Annotated in this window: 18 protein-coding genes and 1 pseudogene; 7 read left to right on the plus strand and 12 right to left on the minus strand. The window is 59.0% G+C overall.

All coding sequences use genetic code 11. The features are described 5' to 3' along the window. Positions 1-172: 172 nt before the first annotated feature. The 4 genes and pseudogenes from CN311_RS23335 to CN311_RS23350 all read right to left on the minus strand — a co-directional run bounded on the left by CN311_RS23335 (position 173) and on the right by CN311_RS23350 (position 3,754). On the minus strand, positions 173-1,201 hold the full coding sequence (locus tag CN311_RS23335; protein WP_027033131.1) for an LLM class flavin-dependent oxidoreductase: 1,029 nt from the start codon (positions 1,199-1,201) through the stop codon (positions 173-175). Positions 1,202-1,327: 126 nt separating this feature from the next. Continuing rightward, entirely contained in the window at positions 1,328-2,437 is a 1,110-nt protein-coding gene (hisC, locus tag CN311_RS23340; protein ID WP_027055519.1) for a histidinol-phosphate transaminase, read from the minus strand. A 617-nt stretch (positions 2,438-3,054) separates the two neighbouring features. Continuing rightward, a pseudogene (locus CN311_RS33890) lies at positions 3,055-3,306 on the minus strand (GAF domain-containing protein); the annotation flags it as partial. Between the two features lie 190 nt (positions 3,307-3,496). Continuing rightward, positions 3,497-3,754 carry a hypothetical protein gene (locus CN311_RS23350; protein ID WP_027055517.1) on the minus strand — a complete coding sequence of 86 codons (258 nt, stop codon included), beginning with the start codon at positions 3,752-3,754 and terminating at the stop codon, positions 3,497-3,499. A 724-nt stretch (positions 3,755-4,478) separates the two neighbouring features. Here CN311_RS23350 and CN311_RS33050 point away from each other — a divergent pair. Continuing rightward, a complete protein-coding gene (locus tag CN311_RS33050; RefSeq protein WP_208866566.1) occupies positions 4,479-4,736 on the plus strand; it encodes a hypothetical protein in 258 nt (85 codons plus the stop codon). Between the two features lie 175 nt (positions 4,737-4,911). Here CN311_RS33050 and CN311_RS23355 read toward each other — a convergent pair whose 3' ends face one another. After that, positions 4,912-5,850 carry an XRE family transcriptional regulator gene (locus tag CN311_RS23355; RefSeq protein WP_165779807.1) on the minus strand — a complete coding sequence of 313 codons (939 nt, stop codon included), beginning with the start codon at positions 5,848-5,850 and terminating at the stop codon, positions 4,912-4,914. A 239-nt stretch (positions 5,851-6,089) separates the two neighbouring features. Here CN311_RS23355 and CN311_RS33055 point away from each other — a divergent pair, with 239 nt between their 5' ends. Then, a complete protein-coding gene (locus tag CN311_RS33055) occupies positions 6,090-6,233 on the plus strand; it encodes a hypothetical protein (protein WP_208866567.1) in 144 nt (47 codons plus the stop codon). 617 nt (positions 6,234-6,850) lie between these two features. Here CN311_RS33055 and CN311_RS33060 read toward each other — a convergent pair. Next, positions 6,851-7,150, minus strand: a complete 300-nt coding sequence (locus CN311_RS33060) for a hypothetical protein (RefSeq protein WP_133117245.1) — start codon at positions 7,148-7,150, stop codon at positions 6,851-6,853. Positions 7,151-7,309: 159 nt separating this feature from the next. Here CN311_RS33060 and CN311_RS23360 point away from each other — a divergent pair, with 159 nt between their 5' ends. From CN311_RS23360 to CN311_RS23375, 4 genes are all read left to right on the plus strand, one after another. Then, positions 7,310-7,810, plus strand: a complete 501-nt coding sequence (locus CN311_RS23360) for a hypothetical protein (protein WP_133117246.1) — start codon at positions 7,310-7,312, stop codon at positions 7,808-7,810. A 5-nt stretch (positions 7,811-7,815) separates the two neighbouring features. Beyond that, positions 7,816-8,202: a hypothetical protein gene (locus CN311_RS23365; RefSeq protein ID WP_081709675.1), complete on the plus strand. Its 387-nt coding sequence runs from the start codon at positions 7,816-7,818 to the stop codon at positions 8,200-8,202. Positions 8,203-8,270: 68 nt separating this feature from the next. Further along, on the plus strand, positions 8,271-8,981 hold the full coding sequence (locus tag CN311_RS23370) for a thermonuclease family protein (RefSeq protein WP_245440919.1): 711 nt from the start codon (positions 8,271-8,273) through the stop codon (positions 8,979-8,981). 94 nt (positions 8,982-9,075) lie between these two features. Continuing rightward, positions 9,076-9,672, plus strand: coding sequence for a hypothetical protein (locus CN311_RS23375; RefSeq protein ID WP_097576047.1), 597 nt, complete (start codon positions 9,076-9,078; stop codon positions 9,670-9,672). 27 nt (positions 9,673-9,699) lie between these two features. On the opposite strand, the gene CN311_RS23380 is transcribed toward CN311_RS23375, so the two are convergent. Genes CN311_RS23380 through CN311_RS23400 form a run of 5 tightly spaced genes read right to left on the minus strand, consistent with a single transcriptional unit; the run spans position 9,700 to position 14,660 of the window. Next, entirely contained in the window at positions 9,700-10,755 is a 1,056-nt protein-coding gene (locus CN311_RS23380) for an ABC transporter ATP-binding protein (protein WP_097576048.1), read from the minus strand. A 25-nt stretch (positions 10,756-10,780) separates the two neighbouring features. After that, complete coding sequence (locus CN311_RS23385; RefSeq protein ID WP_245440917.1) at positions 10,781-11,536, minus strand: RraA family protein; 756 nt, start codon at positions 11,534-11,536, stop codon at positions 10,781-10,783. A 42-nt stretch (positions 11,537-11,578) separates the two neighbouring features. Beyond that, the gene (locus CN311_RS23390; protein WP_097576049.1) at positions 11,579-12,457 is read right to left on the minus strand and encodes a carbohydrate ABC transporter permease; all 879 of its coding nucleotides are present in this window, start codon (positions 12,455-12,457) and stop codon (positions 11,579-11,581) included. After that, complete coding sequence (locus CN311_RS23395) at positions 12,454-13,377, minus strand: carbohydrate ABC transporter permease (RefSeq protein WP_097576050.1); 924 nt, start codon at positions 13,375-13,377, stop codon at positions 12,454-12,456. The genes CN311_RS23390 and CN311_RS23395 overlap by 4 nt, the downstream gene beginning before the upstream one ends. Before the next feature lie 2 nt (positions 13,378-13,379). Continuing rightward, complete coding sequence (locus CN311_RS23400) at positions 13,380-14,660, minus strand: extracellular solute-binding protein (RefSeq protein ID WP_097576051.1); 1,281 nt, start codon at positions 14,658-14,660, stop codon at positions 13,380-13,382. A 354-nt stretch (positions 14,661-15,014) separates the two neighbouring features. Here CN311_RS23400 and CN311_RS23405 point away from each other — a divergent pair, with 354 nt between their 5' ends. Next, positions 15,015-15,719 carry a FadR/GntR family transcriptional regulator gene (locus CN311_RS23405; RefSeq protein WP_245437190.1) on the plus strand — a complete coding sequence of 235 codons (705 nt, stop codon included), beginning with the start codon at positions 15,015-15,017 and terminating at the stop codon, positions 15,717-15,719. Between the two features lie 84 nt (positions 15,720-15,803). On the opposite strand, the gene CN311_RS23410 is transcribed toward CN311_RS23405, so the two are convergent. Continuing rightward, positions 15,804-16,790 (minus strand): aldo/keto reductase, encoded by a 987-nt coding sequence (locus CN311_RS23410; protein ID WP_165779808.1) that lies wholly within the window; start codon positions 16,788-16,790, stop codon positions 15,804-15,806. Positions 16,791-17,018: the final 228 nt, after the last annotated feature.

A 17,018-nucleotide genomic window follows, 5' to 3' on the forward strand; every position in this document is an offset into this window, starting at 1 on the left:
GAATGCGGCATACACGGTCGCTTTCGCCTATGAACAACACGCCGCTTTGAGGAGGAAGCCGCATGCCTCTGTGCCAACCGGTTGATGGGTCATCCGAAACCCGCACCTAGTCGTCGCTAGCGACAGCATGCCGCTTGGCACGTTGTTGGGTGAGCGAACGTTCGAACCGGGGTTAGCCAACTCGAGCCATAATTGCGGATTGAATCGCCGTTGCGGTATATAGGGAAGCATCTAACGACAGATTCCCAAACGCCGGTTGACAAAGGAGGTAGTTTGCACCTGCCGCTTCCAGCTGATCAAGAAGAGCTTGTCCCGCAGATGCTGCCGTTCCTACTACGCACAATTCCTTCTCGATTGCTGCATCGAAGGTCAGCGGCAGGTTTGGTGGAGTCGGCATGCCATTGAGATCATAAAGGAATTTAAAGCTCTTGAGCCACCGTTCGTAAGCAGGTGCGGCGAGTGAACGTGCATCTGTTTCAGAACGCCCAATCACGACCATTCGGAGCAATCCAAGAAATGGCGCTTGGTCGTCCGCCTCACTGGTGTGCTCTCGACCGGCGCGGAAGGCATCAGTGATTCTTCGAACGGAAGAGGAAGGTCCCACGCACGCGATGTTCATGCCATTCGCAGCGGCCCAGCCTGCCGATTCCGGTCGATTGGTGGCGATCCAAGTCGGCGGATGTGGACGCTGATGAGTTCTTAGCGTCAGCGGAACGCTGTTCAACTCAAAATGGCGACCTTGATACGATAGCGTGCCGCCCTTCAGCGCATTGATAAGAATTTCGCTGGCTTCCGCATAGTGGTTTGGCGCCGCGTCCGAGCCAATCCCGAAGTAACCCAATTCGATCGGGAGCGAGCCGCGCCCTATCCCAAGTTCGAGCCTGCCACCGCTCAATTGGTCCAGCATACAGATCTCTTCGAACGCACGTAGCGGATGATAGAGGGCAAGCAGCATTACCAACGGGCCGACACGAAGGCGCCGGGTTCGCTGGGCTACGCTCGACAAGAACAGATTCGGTGAGGGACCTCTCCCATGTGGGGTACAATGGTGCTCTGCGAGATGATATGCATAGAACCCAAGGTGATCGCACGCCTCCGCTAACATCAGGCGATCTTCGTACTGTCGGGCGATATCGGGGCCGTCCTCGTCCAGATGATCGAAGATGCCGACAGCTAGGCCTGAAGGAAAGGCCTTATCCATGATATTGTCTCCATTTTTGACGCAACAAGTCCGGTTGCTTGCGTATTCCAAGCAATTTAAAGATTTCTCGCTTGTGTAATCGCTCGGATTATTGCCTGCGAAATGCTAAAGCAGAGCCTTAGCAACCTAATGCGGGGGCCTTGACATATTCAATATTCGACTAATACGACTAGCGGCACGAAGAAACGCATCCATTTGCTCTTTTGTACCGATGCTGACGCGGATGTAATTTTCCAAACCTTTATCGGGAAAGACGGCAACAAGTATTTTTTGCCTTGCAAAGGCTGATTGCCACCATGAGCCGTCCTGTCCCGTTGGCACGCGGGCAAGCAAGAAGTTTGCGTGGGAAGGGATTACGGAAAATCCAAGTTGCGAGAGCGCGAGCGTCACTCGCCGTCGTTCATGCCTGATGTGTCTGTGGTTGTCGGCATAGGCGGCGCGGTGCGCAAGGACGCTGATACCAACCGCCTGCCCGATCACATTCATGTTGAAGACGTTCTGGATGTTGCGTAGCCTGCCGATAATTTCAGGGTGACCGAAACCGAAACCGACGCGAACGCCGGCGGCAGCATAGCTTTTCGAAAATGTCCTTAAGACCAGAAGGTTCGAATAGCGATTGATGAGGCGTAGACCATTCTCGGGTGCAAAGTCGACGTAGGCCTCATCCAGCACGATCAAGCGGTCCGATTTCGCTACCAAGCGTTCGATATCGGCCACCGGAACGAACGTTCCGGTCGGGTTGTTCGGGTTAGCTAATAGAATGAACTTGGCGTCCTTTGCAGGACCGCAGAGCAATTGCTCCATCGGTAAGGAATGATCTTCGCTAAATTCGATTTCGACAAATTGAGCACCCTGCAACGTTGCAAGTTTGCGGTTGAACGAAAACCCTGGCGACATCATCGCCACGCTATCCCCCGGGGCAAGGAAAGCTCTGTAGACAAGTCCAAGCAGTTCAGACGATCCGTTGCCGGCGATCACCTGATCCGTGGAGACGCTGTAGGCATTCGCGGCTGCTTCCCTCAAGCTGATGTTATCGTCTTCTGGATATAGATACTGCCGTTCGAGAGCTGCAATCGCGCTTTGCATTATGATTGCTGGAAACGGGAACGGGTTCTCATTCGTGTTTAGTTTTACCCAACTTGAATCCGGCGCTGGTCTATCGGATGGCAGAGCATCTAACTTTCTCGCCACTTGCGAAAGAGACGAAAGCACACTCTGAAGTTTTGCATCGGACATGTTTTTCTCCGTTTCAGTCGCAGAGGGAATCCGCGATGAACTGATGGTCTAGAGCACATGGCCGACCGACGATGCGTTCACACCGCCATTGTCAGCACATTGACCCTCGAGGTCGGGCGGGCTGTCCTCCCGGGTCGGATTGACCCGACGCTCAGGTCCGCATCCACTCGTCATCGGGCCAAGGCTCCGCCTAACCACTAACTTGATTTGTCCCTGATATTTGCCTCGGTCGGCCTTTCAAGAACGCTTGATCTGATGCCGTATTTCCTCAGCGTGTATCCAATCTGGCGCGGCGTCAGTCGAAGCAGGCGCCGCCTTTGCCTGCACCGAGCCACATCTCTCCACGGCCGCGATGACACGCTCGCGATCTTACATACTCGCACCCTTAAAGAGGCTGCGCTGGCAGACGCCAGCGGTGCCTGGTCGCTGAGGACGGACGGGACCGTAGCGGCGGCCCAAGGAGCAGCCTCAGTCGGCCGCGTGGCCGGCCTGTCTGGCATCATCGGCCCCAGTTGCAGCACCTTGTTGCCCGGTCCGCTCTTCCACGGCGCCGCGGAAAAACACTGTCCGTGGCAGCAGTCAAAGTCGTTTCTGCCGATTGACGCTCCCGCTGCCAGAAAAATGCGATGCAGCTTCACTGTCTGCCCAACCAGATTGGCGATTGTGGTGAGGAGGCGGAGCTCGTAATCGAGGAGGGAACCTGATTTGTTGTCCAAGATGCGGTCGATGGTCGGCGTGCCCACGACGTTCGCATCGACGCGAACGGGTACGCCGATGAACGACACTTTCATGTTGTCGGACGCCCCGAGCACGTCCTTGTCGGCGGCGTTGAAAGCCGGATCCACCGCTTGGTTGCGGATTTTGACTGGTCACGGGCAAGCGCGAAAAACGCCTTGGCCGTAAGTCGGGGCGCTGCAAAGTGGTCGAGTGCACAGCGGTGCGATGCCTTGCCATGGGTTTCCTTTCATGAATCGCGACCGTCGACTGACTTCTGCACGCCGCAACCGCACGTTGATTCACGAGACCGGAATGGGCCGGGAGAGTCAATTGAGCTTTCTTTCATTCGCGAAAGGAAACTCGGCGCTCATGATAGAATTCCATCAGTTTCATATCTCCGGTAGATGATATCGAACGGCAGAATGTCTGCCCCGGCGTCGCCGCGATGCTGGGGCTGATGGCCCGGGCCATCAGCCTGATCAGCTCCTGGCGAAGCTGGCGCAGTAGCGTGGCGACCGCCATCGCGACGATCTCAGGGCCCGACCGCGACTCTGGCATGATTTCATTCACAATCGCGACAAGGTCTTGACCTTTGCCCACCTCGCGGAGCGGCTGATGGCCCCCTGGCCCCGCCGACCAGCTGCGCTGCGCCGTTTCCCAAACGTCTAGGTCACATTTTCGAAGTGCGTGTTGGAATCGGTGATTCCGTATCACATTATCGCCACGTTTTAGCCGCGACGTGGTCGCAATGTCCCACCAGAAAGCCGGCGTTGCCCTGACAGTTCGGTCCGGCATCGGCTCAAACCAGCCCCCCGCTTAAGGGTCAGTGCCGGATCGAACGCTTCTTGCATCTCTTTTTGAAGGAAATCAGGTGCGACGCCCGAAAAGCATACGGCGGCCATTAGAAGCAAGCTGATCCGCTCCATTGATCGATACATGGTCCGCCAAATTGACAGCGCGCCAAGGATCTGCAAATCAACGATGGTTTGAGGCGGCGGCTGCCAGGCGAGACACATCTCGGGCCGGCAGGGCCATTCCGAGCGCCAGCGCGCGAGATGCTTCGGATCGGAAGTGTCGCAGTTCACTTCTCGAGGATCGATCCCGGTCGCAAAGACGCATCACGGATCGTCGTGCTCGACCAGTAGAATTAACATTGTCGGCCTAAGCATCTCGATCTTGTCGGCGACCTCGGCTTTTTCGGTCGCGTTTAAGCCGGCCAGTGGCTCGCCCAGCGGCATGATACGAGGTCCAGCCGCCAAAGCTGTCGAGATGCTAAGCATTCGACGGAGCCCGCCAGAAATTCCCGCCGAACTAGGTCGAGCACATGACGGCACTGACGGAACGCGATACTCAATACAGCGCGTGCATCAAGATAAATAACGTCGCCGTCGACGGGCCTGACGCGTGGGCCGTACAGTCCCGGCAACATCATGAATTGAATCGATATCAGGAACTGGACGGCCCTTATGCGCGCATCACTAGTAGCCGTGACCGTCTTGATAGTTTTCGCTGCACCGTCTTATGCCGCCGGCACACTGGCAGAGAAAATACGGGAAAATCCGACCTGCCAGCAGTTCAATGACGGATGCAGTATCTGCAAGATCAGCGAAGGCGTCGCGTCATGCTCAAGTCCCGCGATCGCCTGTATCAAAACCGAGTGGCGTTGCACGTTCGATCATTCGAAGACTGGCCAATCAGGGGGCGAAAAGCTTCCTCTGTAATGATCGGAAAACCGGGTAACGACGCATTGTAAAACGTCAATAGGGTTTGGCGAGGCTCACTTTCTTTCCAATATGATCTCGCCATAGCCCTAGCCGCTTTATTCGATATTCAACAAGTTCCGGTGAGGTCCCGAAGAAGGACGCGATCTCGGGGGCACTTTTGCCACCCGAGACCATACGCTTGATCGGGTCTCGTGGAAGCAAAGTTGCCGATGCCAAGAAATACGCGTCGTGCTCTTCAGCGCTATCATATGTTCGACCGAAGCAGCCAGCAATCTTAGCTATCTTGGTTAGCTTGTGCCCGGCAAGAATATGCCAATATTCCTCAAGGAGCGTCACTCTTTGTCTCTCAACGGTATGGTAGTCGTTTAAAAAGACAACCCACCTATCCTGATCGGAATTTAAGGGAACGCTCATAGCGGACCACTCGCCTCGCGACGGTCCAGCAAGTGTGTTCTTTGCCTTTCCAGTAATACAGGAGGTATCCCGCAATCGCTCTACCATAACAGAATCAACAACCAAATAGAATGGATCTAGCGGGTCGCTTTTCTTCAGCCCTAAATCTTTTCGGAAATCTTCGGCCGTCTGCTCCAGCTCTTCCTTTGACATGGCGATAACTTCGGCATCTATCGGCGCGCTGCTCGGTTCTGATATGTCACCCTTAGTGTAGTGCTGACGAAGACACACGGCAGCGTCCAGTAGGGTTTGCACAGTCTTGGAGGACGCGTTTTTGCCAGCGCGGAAGTGAACGAATGCCACCCGATCAAAGCCAAGCTCGTGTTCATCGGCATCGGGGCCGAGCCACTCGAGCAGCCTAATTTTGGAATTGTTGTCGGGCGACCCGTCGCCCCGCTCGATGCGGGCCAGCGTGGAGAAGCTGATTCCCACAATCCCCGATAATGCCCTTATACTAAGACCTTCGCGTTCCCGCTTCTCGCGGACCGCCCCGACGAGCTTTTCTTCGAATTCGTTCATGTTCACCATTGTGCGATCAGCACACCTTGACACGCTTCGCTCCAGAATGCATCCTGTGCTGGTGACACAGACTCGCACATTGGCAAGCAAAATGAAAGTGTTGTTGACCGACGATGCGCGGGCTGAGTTGCATCGGATTGGCGTCGGTTTGGACGCGCGCCGGCCCGTGCGGGTGAAGGACGGGGGCATCGTTATCCTCGACCCACAGCCCACATCACCCACTGTCCAGGAGAAAAGTAATGAGCAACAGCAAGGAGCGGGAGGACCCGCAGCCCGATCATGGCAAAGGTCCACCCGGCGGCAAAGGTCGTCCGGCAGATCACGGGCGCCCCGTGCCGGATCACGGATCGTCGGCCTCGCCGGCAACTACGCCGGGCAGCTAGAGAATGTGCAACGGGCATACCCCGGCGCAACTCTCCTCCCCGATGACCATGGAGTATGGCTTCTCGCTCGCAGCCAAGTGATAGATGGCTTATCGCGAGAAGCCATATTCCTTATTGCCCTACCAGAAACGCCAGCGGTCGAACCGCGTGGATGGGCGTTCTGGCAGCAAGATGGGCAGGTCGAATGGATCGGCCCGCGACATACCAATTTCCCTGACGGCTCGGTGTGCGCTTATCACCCCATGCTCGATAAAGCTTGGTCGCCAGGCAGTGATTTGTGCACGTTGCTGGACCTTTATAGCGTATGGGCGCTTCGCCAGCTTCATTTGGTGGTGTTTGATCGGTGGCCGGGACGCCAGTATGCGATGCTGGATGAACTGGGCCAAGCTGATCCCTATTATCGGCTAACCCAGTTTAAGGAGGCCGAGCTTTGCAACTGCGGATCAAATCGGCGCTATGGCGAATGCTGCCGGCCGCATGATCTGAAGCTACCCTTCCCGTCTATTCTGCACGCCTTCAAAAGCCGCAATCTCGGTCTCGGCATCTTTGATCGAGCCCCTCCCGCCGAAATTGCAGTGTTGATCGCCGAAGGAGGACAAAATCCCCCACCCCCCATGCTAGGGGTTCACTCTACTCTGCGGGCTCATGTCGCGGACGTAAGGGGGAATCCTTAGCTCCTCATCCCGTAAGAGATGCTCGATCGGGTCAGAGGGAAAAGCATTCCGCTTCTGACGAAATCCCCAATGCCAGGTGCCGACGACTTCCGAGCCGTCGAACCATGTCGAGAAGTTCAGCTTCGGAAAATGCAGCAACACGCGGGCCGCCCACCATATTTTCTCAATATCGTGATCGCCTGGACCCTTTGCCCATGGGGTCCAGCCCTTGCATAGCCGTTGCGCCAATTCGCTGTTTCGCATCTTCAATCCCACGGAATGATGGATAAAATAACGGAGTATATCCGTCGTAATAGGGAAGTCTACGAACTGCCAGCAGGTGGAATTTACCAGATTTGTTCATCACTCTTGCACCAAATTCAACTTTAGGAGATGCTGCCTCGGCCTTGGGAGGGCTGGGGGATGAAAATAAAAGCATTTGTGGCACTTGGTGCCATGGCAGCGCTGTGCGGCTGCCAAACAAGCAATCAAGCCGACTACATGCAGATAGGCTACGGGCCTAGTTTCGACGTCGCCCATGCTCAATGCGAAATGCATAAGGGGTCGGTTGACCAAGGCTATATTGCTATCGGGTCCCCGGGCTTTGTTGCGGGGGCCGGAATCGGCAATGCCCTCGGCAACTTGGCTGCCGAAGACCAGTATATGAAGAACTGCCTCATCCTAAGCGGGTGGAAGCGTGCCCCGCATGGCCAGGGTGCCACGGCAGCTCCAACCGTTGCTGGTGGCGCGCCACCGACACCCTATGGGATCCAGCGCGCACCTGGCAGCTGGATCAATACGGCGCTGCTGGACTGGTCAGACGCGAATAACAAGTGCGTCGCCGGCGACAAGGCCGCGTGTGGGACTCGAGCGAAGCTTGGTGCGCAACTGAGAGCCGCCGGCATAAACCCGGCGCCGGTCTAGGGGCCATGCAGTGGAACCTGGGGATCTGCCTTGGCATCGTTCTGGCATTGAGCGGCTGCGCAGCGGATTATCTCAATCACTATGACAGCGTGACGCTCTCTGCCGGCGACGCCAATCGCGACAATAGTCTCGCCCAGACAGTCGACCCGTTCAACCCGAACAGTCAGAACACGCATATCGAGGGCGACGGCCAGCGAACAGCTGGAGTCATCCAGGCCTTTCGCGGAATCCCGCTGACACCGCCAGGCCAAGGTGCCCGCCAAGGTGGCGGCGGGGACTCTGGCAATCATCCATGCGATCTGCGCAATGGGGTTGACAGCCTAGGCCGGGCTTGTGGTGAACGTGCCGCCGAAGCGAAACCGGGCGGCCGCACCGGACATGAGGCGAACTAGCAATGCTGCGTAGAATGCGATCGCCTCGCCGGAGGCCACTTGGCGTGGTGCAAAGGCGCCTGATCTTGGTGACGGTGGCCGCGGCTGGCGCTCTGGCTGCGCAAACGGCCATGCAACACAGCGACCACATGCCCGAGCTCCATCTGCCGAATTGGACCGGCGCGGGCCTGGCGACGATTGCCGGCGTGGCATCCGTCATCGACGGCGACACGATCGAAATCCGCGGCCAGCGCATCCGCTTCAACGGCATCGACGCGCCGGAGAGCCAGCAGCTTTGTAAAAATGCGAACGGGGCCGACTATCCTTGCGGGCGGCGATCGGCCGCCGCGCTGGACGGCTTCCTGGCAGCCTCGAAGCCGGTGCAATGCACCTTCGTGACCTGGGACCGCTATCATCGCTATATCGGCGACTGCCGGCGCGCCGATGGCGCTAGCGTTGCCGCCTGGATGGTCGAGCACGGCCAGGCGCTGGATTGGCCCCGCTACAGCCACGGCACCTACGCAGAGAAGCAGGCGACGGCCGAGGCGTCGAAAGTCGGCATTTGGGTCGGCAAGTTTCAGTCGCCGTGGGATTGGCGCACGGAGCATGCAGACGGCGCGGCTCCGTCGAGCCAGCCGCTCGGCATCAGCCGCCAACAGGTCGCGCAGAGCTATTCGTGCCAGCCACGGCGGACCTGTTCGCAGATCGGCTCCTGTGAGGAAGCCCAATGGTATCTCAGCAACTGCCCTTGGGGCCGGAAGCTGGATCGGGACGGCGTGGCGTGCGAGACGTTGTGCTAACGCGGCGCCCTGAGTTGCGCTTCAAAGGCCCCAGCCCCATCGACATGGTCGAGACCCACATCGAGACCAGCGCCGAGGTCAGGGTCGAGCGGCGATGCTACATCTCCTCTCGCATCTCACCGCAAAAACTTTCGCCGAGGCCGCCCCATTGGCCATGGTCCGCCACCTCGCCCTCAACCTCATCCGAGCCATGTCCGGAAAACAATCCATCAAGGGAAAGCGAAAACTCGCGACCTGGGATACCGACTACCTGATTGCAGTTCTCCAATTCCGGGTGGTCGACCCATGCCAGCATAATAGGAGGATATTTGCTGCTCTCTCCTCGTCCCGCTATTGGAGGAAACGGCACCGCGACCTTGATGCAGTGTCATGGATGGATAGGGCATTATTCGGGAACCGAACCAATCCACAGAAATATTTTGTTGGTATTTTTGTTGGTCCGCGCTGCTATTGCTCCATGCCGAGGCGATTGAAAACGAATTCAAATTTCCTCTACTTGGATTCCGCCTCTGGGCACCATTCTATGCCTTTGTTTTTCCTTCATATTTTCGGCGCCGCTCATGGTGTTTGGCCGGATGCTCCCGACGGTACGGCGAAGTCCTTGCAGCTTCTTGATGCCCAGCTTGTCTGCGACAGCGGTGCCGAGCGTGTCAGCGATATTCAAAAGGTGAGAGCGTGGGGCATGGGATAGGCCGTGCTCCGTCCGTCAGCGCCGGCCCTAAACAATCCGGGTGCCGTTTCGGGCATCGAACAGGTGCACCTTATTTACCGTGATCTCCAAGCCAATCTCTTGATCAGGTTTGAAGGGAGGCCGATCCCGTACCTCGACCATGAGATCGAGGCCACCCGCACTTAAGGTGAGTTCCTGGGCTTCACCGGTCGGCTCGACTACCTGAACCCTCGCCCGGGCGTGGTTGCCGCCAACGGCGATGTGCTGAGGACGAATTCCGTAGACTGCTCCATCCCTGTCTCCCATCCGAGCGTCCTCCGGCAAGGGTAAGCGCAGGCCCTGCTCGGCGACGAATGCGCCGTTGTCGATTCGGCCCCTGATCAGGTTCATTTCCGGAGACCCGATGAAGCCAGCGACGAACAGGTTGGCGGGTTGCTCGTAGAGCTCTGAAGGCGTGCCGATCTGCTCGACCCGGCCTCGGTTCAGCACCACAATGCGGTCGGCAAGTGTCATCGCCTCGGTCTGGTCGTGAGTGACGTAGATGCTCGTTCGGCCCAGCCGTTGGTGAAGCTTCTTGATCTCGGCGCGCATCTTGACACGCAGCTTGGCATCGAGGTTGCTAAGTGGCTCGTCAAACAGGAAGGCGGCAGGATCGCGCACGATCGCCCGGCCCATGGCAACGCGCTGGCGCTGACCGCCGGACAGTTGGCGCGGCATGCGGCCAAGCAGATCCTGCAGGCCAAGGATCTCGGCAGCCGCCTTCACCCTTGAGACGATCTCTTCCCTGGGGACCTTCGCCAGTCGAAGCGCGAAGCTCATATTGTCGGCTACGCTCATATGCGGATAGAGCGCGTAGCTCTGGAAGACCATGGCTATGTCGCGCGACTTGGCGGGCATCTCGTCGACGACACGGCCACCGATGCGGATCTCGCCGGTCGTCTGCTCCTCCAGCCCTGCGATCATGCGCAGCAGCGTTGACTTGCCGCAGCCGGACGGACCGACCAGCACCACGAATTCGCCGCTGGCGATTTCGATATTGACGTCGCGCAAGACTTCCACGGCACCGAAGCTCTTGCCGAGCTGTTCTATCTCAATTGCAGACACCTATCGTCCTCCCGTCCAGCACGACTCATTTTTGTTGAGCATGCCGCCATGCGCGGTATTCGGCCTCGCCCTCGGGGCTCAATGGATAGTATTTCCGCAGGTCGCCCCCCGCGGCCAGGCGTGAGCGCGAAAACTCTTCCCACTCGACATGTTCGCTGGCGAGCTCAACCAGTTTAGGGGCAAGGGCGACCGGTACCACGACCACGCCATCATCGTCGGCGACGATGATATCTCCCGGTATGACGAGCACGTTCGAGCAGGCGATGGGAACGTTGACGGCAAAGGGGACTATGTTTGTCTGGGCATGGAAATTCGGCGTAACATCCCTCACCCAGATGCCGATGTCCAAGGCAGCCGCCTGGGCAGAATCGCGGATACATCCGTCGACAACCACACCGGCTCCGCCGCGCCCGGCGAAGAAGGTCAACATCATCTCACCGAAGATACCGCTGCCAAGGTCACCACGCGCATCGACGACGACCATGTCGCCAGGCTGCGTGGGGTACAACACGTGCCGGTGGAGTTGGCGCTCTGGCTCCTCGTACTCAGTCTCGTTGTAGAGATCTTCGCGCTTGGGCATGCATTGGAGCGTAAGGGCTGGCCCGGCGGCCGTGCGGCCGAGCCTTAGCGGCCGGGGCCCTCGGATCTGAGGATCGCGAATACCCATTTTGTGATAAAGCTCGCTGGCCAAGGTCGCTGAACCGATCGCTGCCAGCGCATCGACCAGTTGCCTCGGTGGCCGTGAAATGTCCTTTATTGCCGCTGCTTGGCCTACTTCCACGTTTCATCCTCCCGTCGATCAAGTTTTTCATGATCCCTCAATTCAGCCGCGAACCGCACCGGTCGTCAGACCCTTGACCAACAGGCCTTGAGCGAACCAGACAAACACCAGTGTCGGGATGACCATGAGGACGCCGGCCGCCGACATGGCTCCCCAGTCGATGCCGAACTGCGAAACGAAATTGGTAAGTCCGACTGGCAGCGTCTGTGCTGCCTTGCTGGAAGTCAGGGTCAACGCGAGCAGCAGGTCATTCCAGGTGAAGAGGAAGGTGATGACCGCGCTGGCCCCAATGCCAGGCGCAATCAATGGCGCCACGATCTGGACCAGTGTGCGCACCGTGCCGGCGCCGTCCGACTGGGCGGCCTCCTCGATCTCTTTCGGCACGTCCTGGATAAAGCCCAGCAGCAGCCAGATGGCGACGGGCAGTTTGGCCGCGGTATGGCTCAGGATCAGCGCCCAGATGGTGTCGAGCAGGCCAAAAGCGGCAAACACGGCGAAAAGCGGGATGGCGAGCGCGATGACCGGGATCATGCGCATGATCAAAAGCAGCCCGAAAATCAGCATGGCGCCCGGCATCCTGAAACGCGACAGGGCATAGGCGCAGGGAATGGCCAGCAGATGGACGAGAATGACCGTCGCCACCGAGACGATCACGGTGTTCCAGACATAGTCCATCGTGTCGTACTCCGTGAAAACGGAGACGTACTGCGTCAGGGTCGCGGTCTCGGGGATGATGTGCACCGGAACCGAGAAGATGTCGGCCGAACTGCGGATCGAGGTCAGGAACAGCCACACAAGCGGAAAGACGGTGAGGGCGACGGTCAGGGCGAGCGCCAGGTACTGGCCGGCGGTCCCCGCCGTGAACCGGCGGCGCCGGCGCTTTGGCCTGGGGCGTGTGGCGACGGTTGCGGCGTCGGTCATATCGCTCTCCGTTTCGCAATCAGCCACGGTATTCCGTAGAGGAGCCCGAGCACGAACAGCGACATCCCCAGGGCGATGTAGGAGACCGCCGCCGCATGTCCGAAATCCACCGCCTGAAACGCCAGCAGGTAGGAGTAGACGGTAAGCAGGTTGGTGGCGCCGCCCGGCCCGCCCTGCGTCATCAGCCATACGACGTCGAAGGTCCGGAAGGTGTCGATGATGCGCAGCATCAGCGCGATCATGATGACCGGACGCATCAGCGGCAGCACGATGTGCCAGAAGCGCTGCCATGGCGTGGCGCCGTCCACCGTGGCAGCCTCGAGCGGCTCCTGCGGCAAGGATTGCAGGCCGGCAAGGAACAGCAGCACCATCAGCGGCGTGTTCTGCCAGACATCGGCGATGATCACAGAGACAAGCGCCCAGGTCGGGTGGTTGAGCCATGGAATTTCGGGCAGGTTGAACATGCGCAGCAGCGCGTCGACCAGGCCGTACTGGGTGTTGAACAGCCAACGGAAATTCAGGCCCACCACGGCGGGCGCAATCATCGGCGGCACCAGGAGCAAGGTGCGCGCCAACCGCATGCCGCGCAATTTGCCGTTGACGAGCACGGCGATCGCCATTCCGGCCACCACTTCGATCGTGATGGAAACGACGCTGAATATGGTCTGATTTCGCAGTGCCTGATTGAACTGGCGGCCGAAGAGTTCGTCGGTGTAGTTGCCCACCCCGGCAAACGGCGCGGAGCCGCTCAGATCCCAGCGAAAGAAACTCATGATGAAAGAGTATCCGAGCGGATAGATAAGGATGGCGACCATGACGAGGAGCGCCGGGCTGGCCAAAAGATACCCTCTCTGCCAGGTGTAGGGCAGCGGCGAACGTCGCCGACGCCCCGACACCTGGTGCTGCGCGACGGGCGGCATCCTCAGTCGTATGCTCCGGCCCGGCGCATGATCTCCTCAGCCTCGGTCGCCGCCTGGTTGAGCGAATCGCTCGGCGAGACCTGGTCAGTCAGCGCCTGTTCGATGGCCGAGAACATCAAGGTGCAGACTTTCGAGAAGCCGGCCAGCTTCGGCCACTCCTTGCCGTTCGCTATCGTCGTCTCGAGTTGCTGCAGCCATGTGGCCTGCGGGCCCTTCGCGGCTGCTATCACCTCCTTGGCGATCACCTGGCTGCTGGGAAAGTTGGTGAACTGCTCGAACTGCAGACGCTGCGCCTCAGGACCGACCGTATATTTGATGAATTCGACGGCGGGTTCCTTGCGTCCAGACTGGCCATTGAGAGCCATGGCGTGGGAGATGGCGCATGAGATCGCAGCCTTGTCCCGGATGTAGGGCGCCGTCGACCATTTACCGACGATGCGCGAGGTTTCCGGATTGGACAGGGTTGCGAAAGCGCCCGGCCAGTCGAAATTGGCATAGACGGTGCCCGACGAGAGTTCGGTCGAGTTTTCGTTCCATTGATATCCGACCGCATCCGGCGGCACGATTTTGTGCTTTTGGATCAGGTCGCGATAGAACGTCAGGGCTTTGATCCCAGCTTCGGAATTGAAGGCCGGTTTGTTGGCCTGGTCGACCCAATCCCCTCCGGCTTGCCAAAGGAGATCGCTGAAGGTGCGCTGGGCGGGGTCACCCTGCCCCGGCACGACCAGCCCATAGTGGCCGTTGCCGGTGAGTTTGAGGCCCACGTCAACCAGGTCTTCCCAGGTCTCGGCCGGCTTCAGGCCTTTCTCCTGGTAGACGTCGCTGCGATAGTACTGCACACGCGCATCCATGTTGCGCGGAATGGCGGCCAGATTGCCAGTCTTGGGGTCGCTCAGATACTTGACCGCAACGGGATAGAACTCAGCCAATTCAGACTCGCTGAAGTAGCTGTTCAGGGGTGCAAAGTGGTTGAAATAGGAATCTATCTGCGCCGTGTGGGTGCTGTAGACGTCGTATTGGCTCGATCGTGCAGCGCTCAGCGTGACGACTTTCGATGTCAGCGGCGTGAATTCCAGCAGGTCATAGCGGACCTTGATGCCGGTCTTCGCCGTGAAATCCTGGACAATCTTCTCCCAATATTTGGGGTAAAGCGGGCCGCCGGTGATCAGCAGCGCGGTGATCTCGTTCGCCTGCGCCCTGGCGACCCACGGCGCGGCGAGCGAGCCGGCCGTCACGGCAGCACTCGCCGCCAGGAATTTGCGTCTCGATAGGCTTGCGGACATCACAATCTCCTCCTTGTTTGCAACTGGTCGGCCCTTCCAAGGGTCGGCCGATGACTTCCAACCTTTCTGGCAAATCCGCAGCGGCTTGCTCCTCCCGCAGCGAGACTGCCTGGATTACTCCCAGAACGACCCTTGCGAGCCTGCCGGGCGATTAGGCACCTTTGTTCCAACGCGCCTCGCGCGTCTGCGAAGCATATCGATCCTGATCTCGGACGACCGAAGCCGGGGATGTGACGGTTGGACCCCCGCCATTCGATCCTCCCTTCACGCAGGCCGAGTTATAGGCTAGTGAACACTATGGGATAAGTTGACTGCATATCTAGCTATCAGCCTATAAGCTTATCGGACAAGTGGATGTTAATGATGGATGCCATGGAGGTCAAGCTTCAAACTTTGCCCAGGCAGGTGGCGGGCGTGCTGGCACGTCGCATCGCCAGCAGCGGCGTCACCGGCGGCCAGGGACCGTCGGAACAGCAGATCCTCCAGGAGTTCGGGGTTTCGCGCGCGGTGGCGCGGGAAGCGCTGAAGATCCTGGCGTCTCTCGACATGATCGAGATCGCGCAGGGACGGCGCGTGGTGCTGCGTCCGGCCGAAGAATGGGACTATCTCAGCCCATTGCTCATCGACTGGCTGCCACCCGAGCAGATGCGCGAGATATTGGCAGAGGCTCACGCGACGCGGATAATCATCGAGCCTGCCATCGCCGCCATCGCGGCCAAGCACATGACCAAGGAGAATCTTGAGCGTCTTGGCACTCTGCTGGCGGCGATGTCCGCCAGCGAGGACAATGCGGACGCCTATCTGAAGCTCGACCTGGATTTCCACATGGAGATTTGCCGGGCTGCCCAGAACAGGATCCTCGACCGCTTCATGTACTCGTCCCGGTGGTGGCAGATGGCGAGCAGACGCATCAGCAACCAGATGCCTCATGCCCTGCCCTCGGCGACTGAGATGCACAGGGCGATCTACGAGGCGCTGCTGGCGCGCGATGCAAAACGGGCGGAAGAGGCGATGCGCCGGCATCTGAAGATCACCACCGCCGTTGGCCTGCCTCCATAAGAAATCGCCAGCCGATGCTCCCGAGCGGCGCAGCCAGCAATCCGGCTGGCCGCGCCGCTGCGCGCCGGGAGGACGCGGCCGATATCAGGCGCTTTTCGCTTGCTGTTCCTGACGCTGGCGCGCGCGGAAACCGAACATGTCGCCCTTGTCCTTGATTTCCGCCCAGACCGGTGCGGTGATCTTGTCTATGGCCGCGATGTCCGCGTCTGAAATCGTCCAGCCGACGCTCTCGACGTTTTCCTCCAGTTCCTTGACCGTGCGCGCGCCGACCAGCGGCGAGCTGACGCCAGGCCTGCTGGTAAGCCACTGGATCGCAAGCTGCGGAACCGTCTTGCCGTAGCGCGCCGCAATCGGCTTGAGGGTGTCGACGGCGTTGACCGCGCGTTCGTAGGTGCCCGGCTGGAACAGAACGGTGGTGCGGCGCTCATCGCCTTCGACGAATTTGGTGTCCAGCGACAGCAGCCCCGTGAGCAAGCCTTGGGCGAGACCGCTATAGGGCATCACGCCGATATTATGCTTGCGGCAATAGGGCAGAGTCTCAGCCTCAACCTCGCGCCACAGCATGTTGTAAGGCGGTTGGAGCACGTCGATGACGCCATGCTGGCGAGCGCTGTCCATGTCGGCGGTGCTGAAATTCGAAACGCCGACCGCCTTGATGCGACCTGACGACCGCAACCGCTCCATCATCTCCATAGTCGGGCCGATCGGAAAATCCGAATTCGGCCAGTGGACGAAATAGACGTCGACATAGTCCGTCTGCATCCGCTTCAGCGAACCGTCGAGCGCCGCCTCTATCGCCGCGGGTTCGAGATGGTTTGGGGCAACCTTGGTCGCAATGACCGCCTTGTCGCGGCTGCCGGCCAACGCCTTGCCGACGACTTCCTCGGCGTGGCCATGCCCATAGGCTTCCGCCGTGTCGATCAGCGTGATGCCACGCTCCAGGGCGCGCCTGATCACCCGGATCGATTCCTCGTCGTCGGCCGCGCCCCAAAAGGCCCCGGACATACCCCAAGTCCCCAGACCGATCTCCGATACCTTGACCGGCGACGATCCCAGCTGTCGCTGTTGCATCCTCTTCCTCCTGATTGGCGGCATGTACGGGCTGGCGCCCTGCTGGCATCCAATTTATACGCTTATATACTCGTCTAACAAGTAGGCTCTGGCATATTTGTATCGTTTGCATGAGAATGCGAATTTGCTAATTAATTCAATGTTTTCATTTATTGCAATGTGGCATTGGCGCAAAATTTCGCAAAGGGGGTTTACGTTTCCGACTCTCATCTTGTATGCTTATTGGAC

Origin of the sequence: Mesorhizobium sanjuanii, assembly GCF_002529485.1 — a bacterium.
Taxonomy (GTDB): domain Bacteria; phylum Pseudomonadota; class Alphaproteobacteria; order Rhizobiales; family Rhizobiaceae; genus Mesorhizobium; species Mesorhizobium sanjuanii.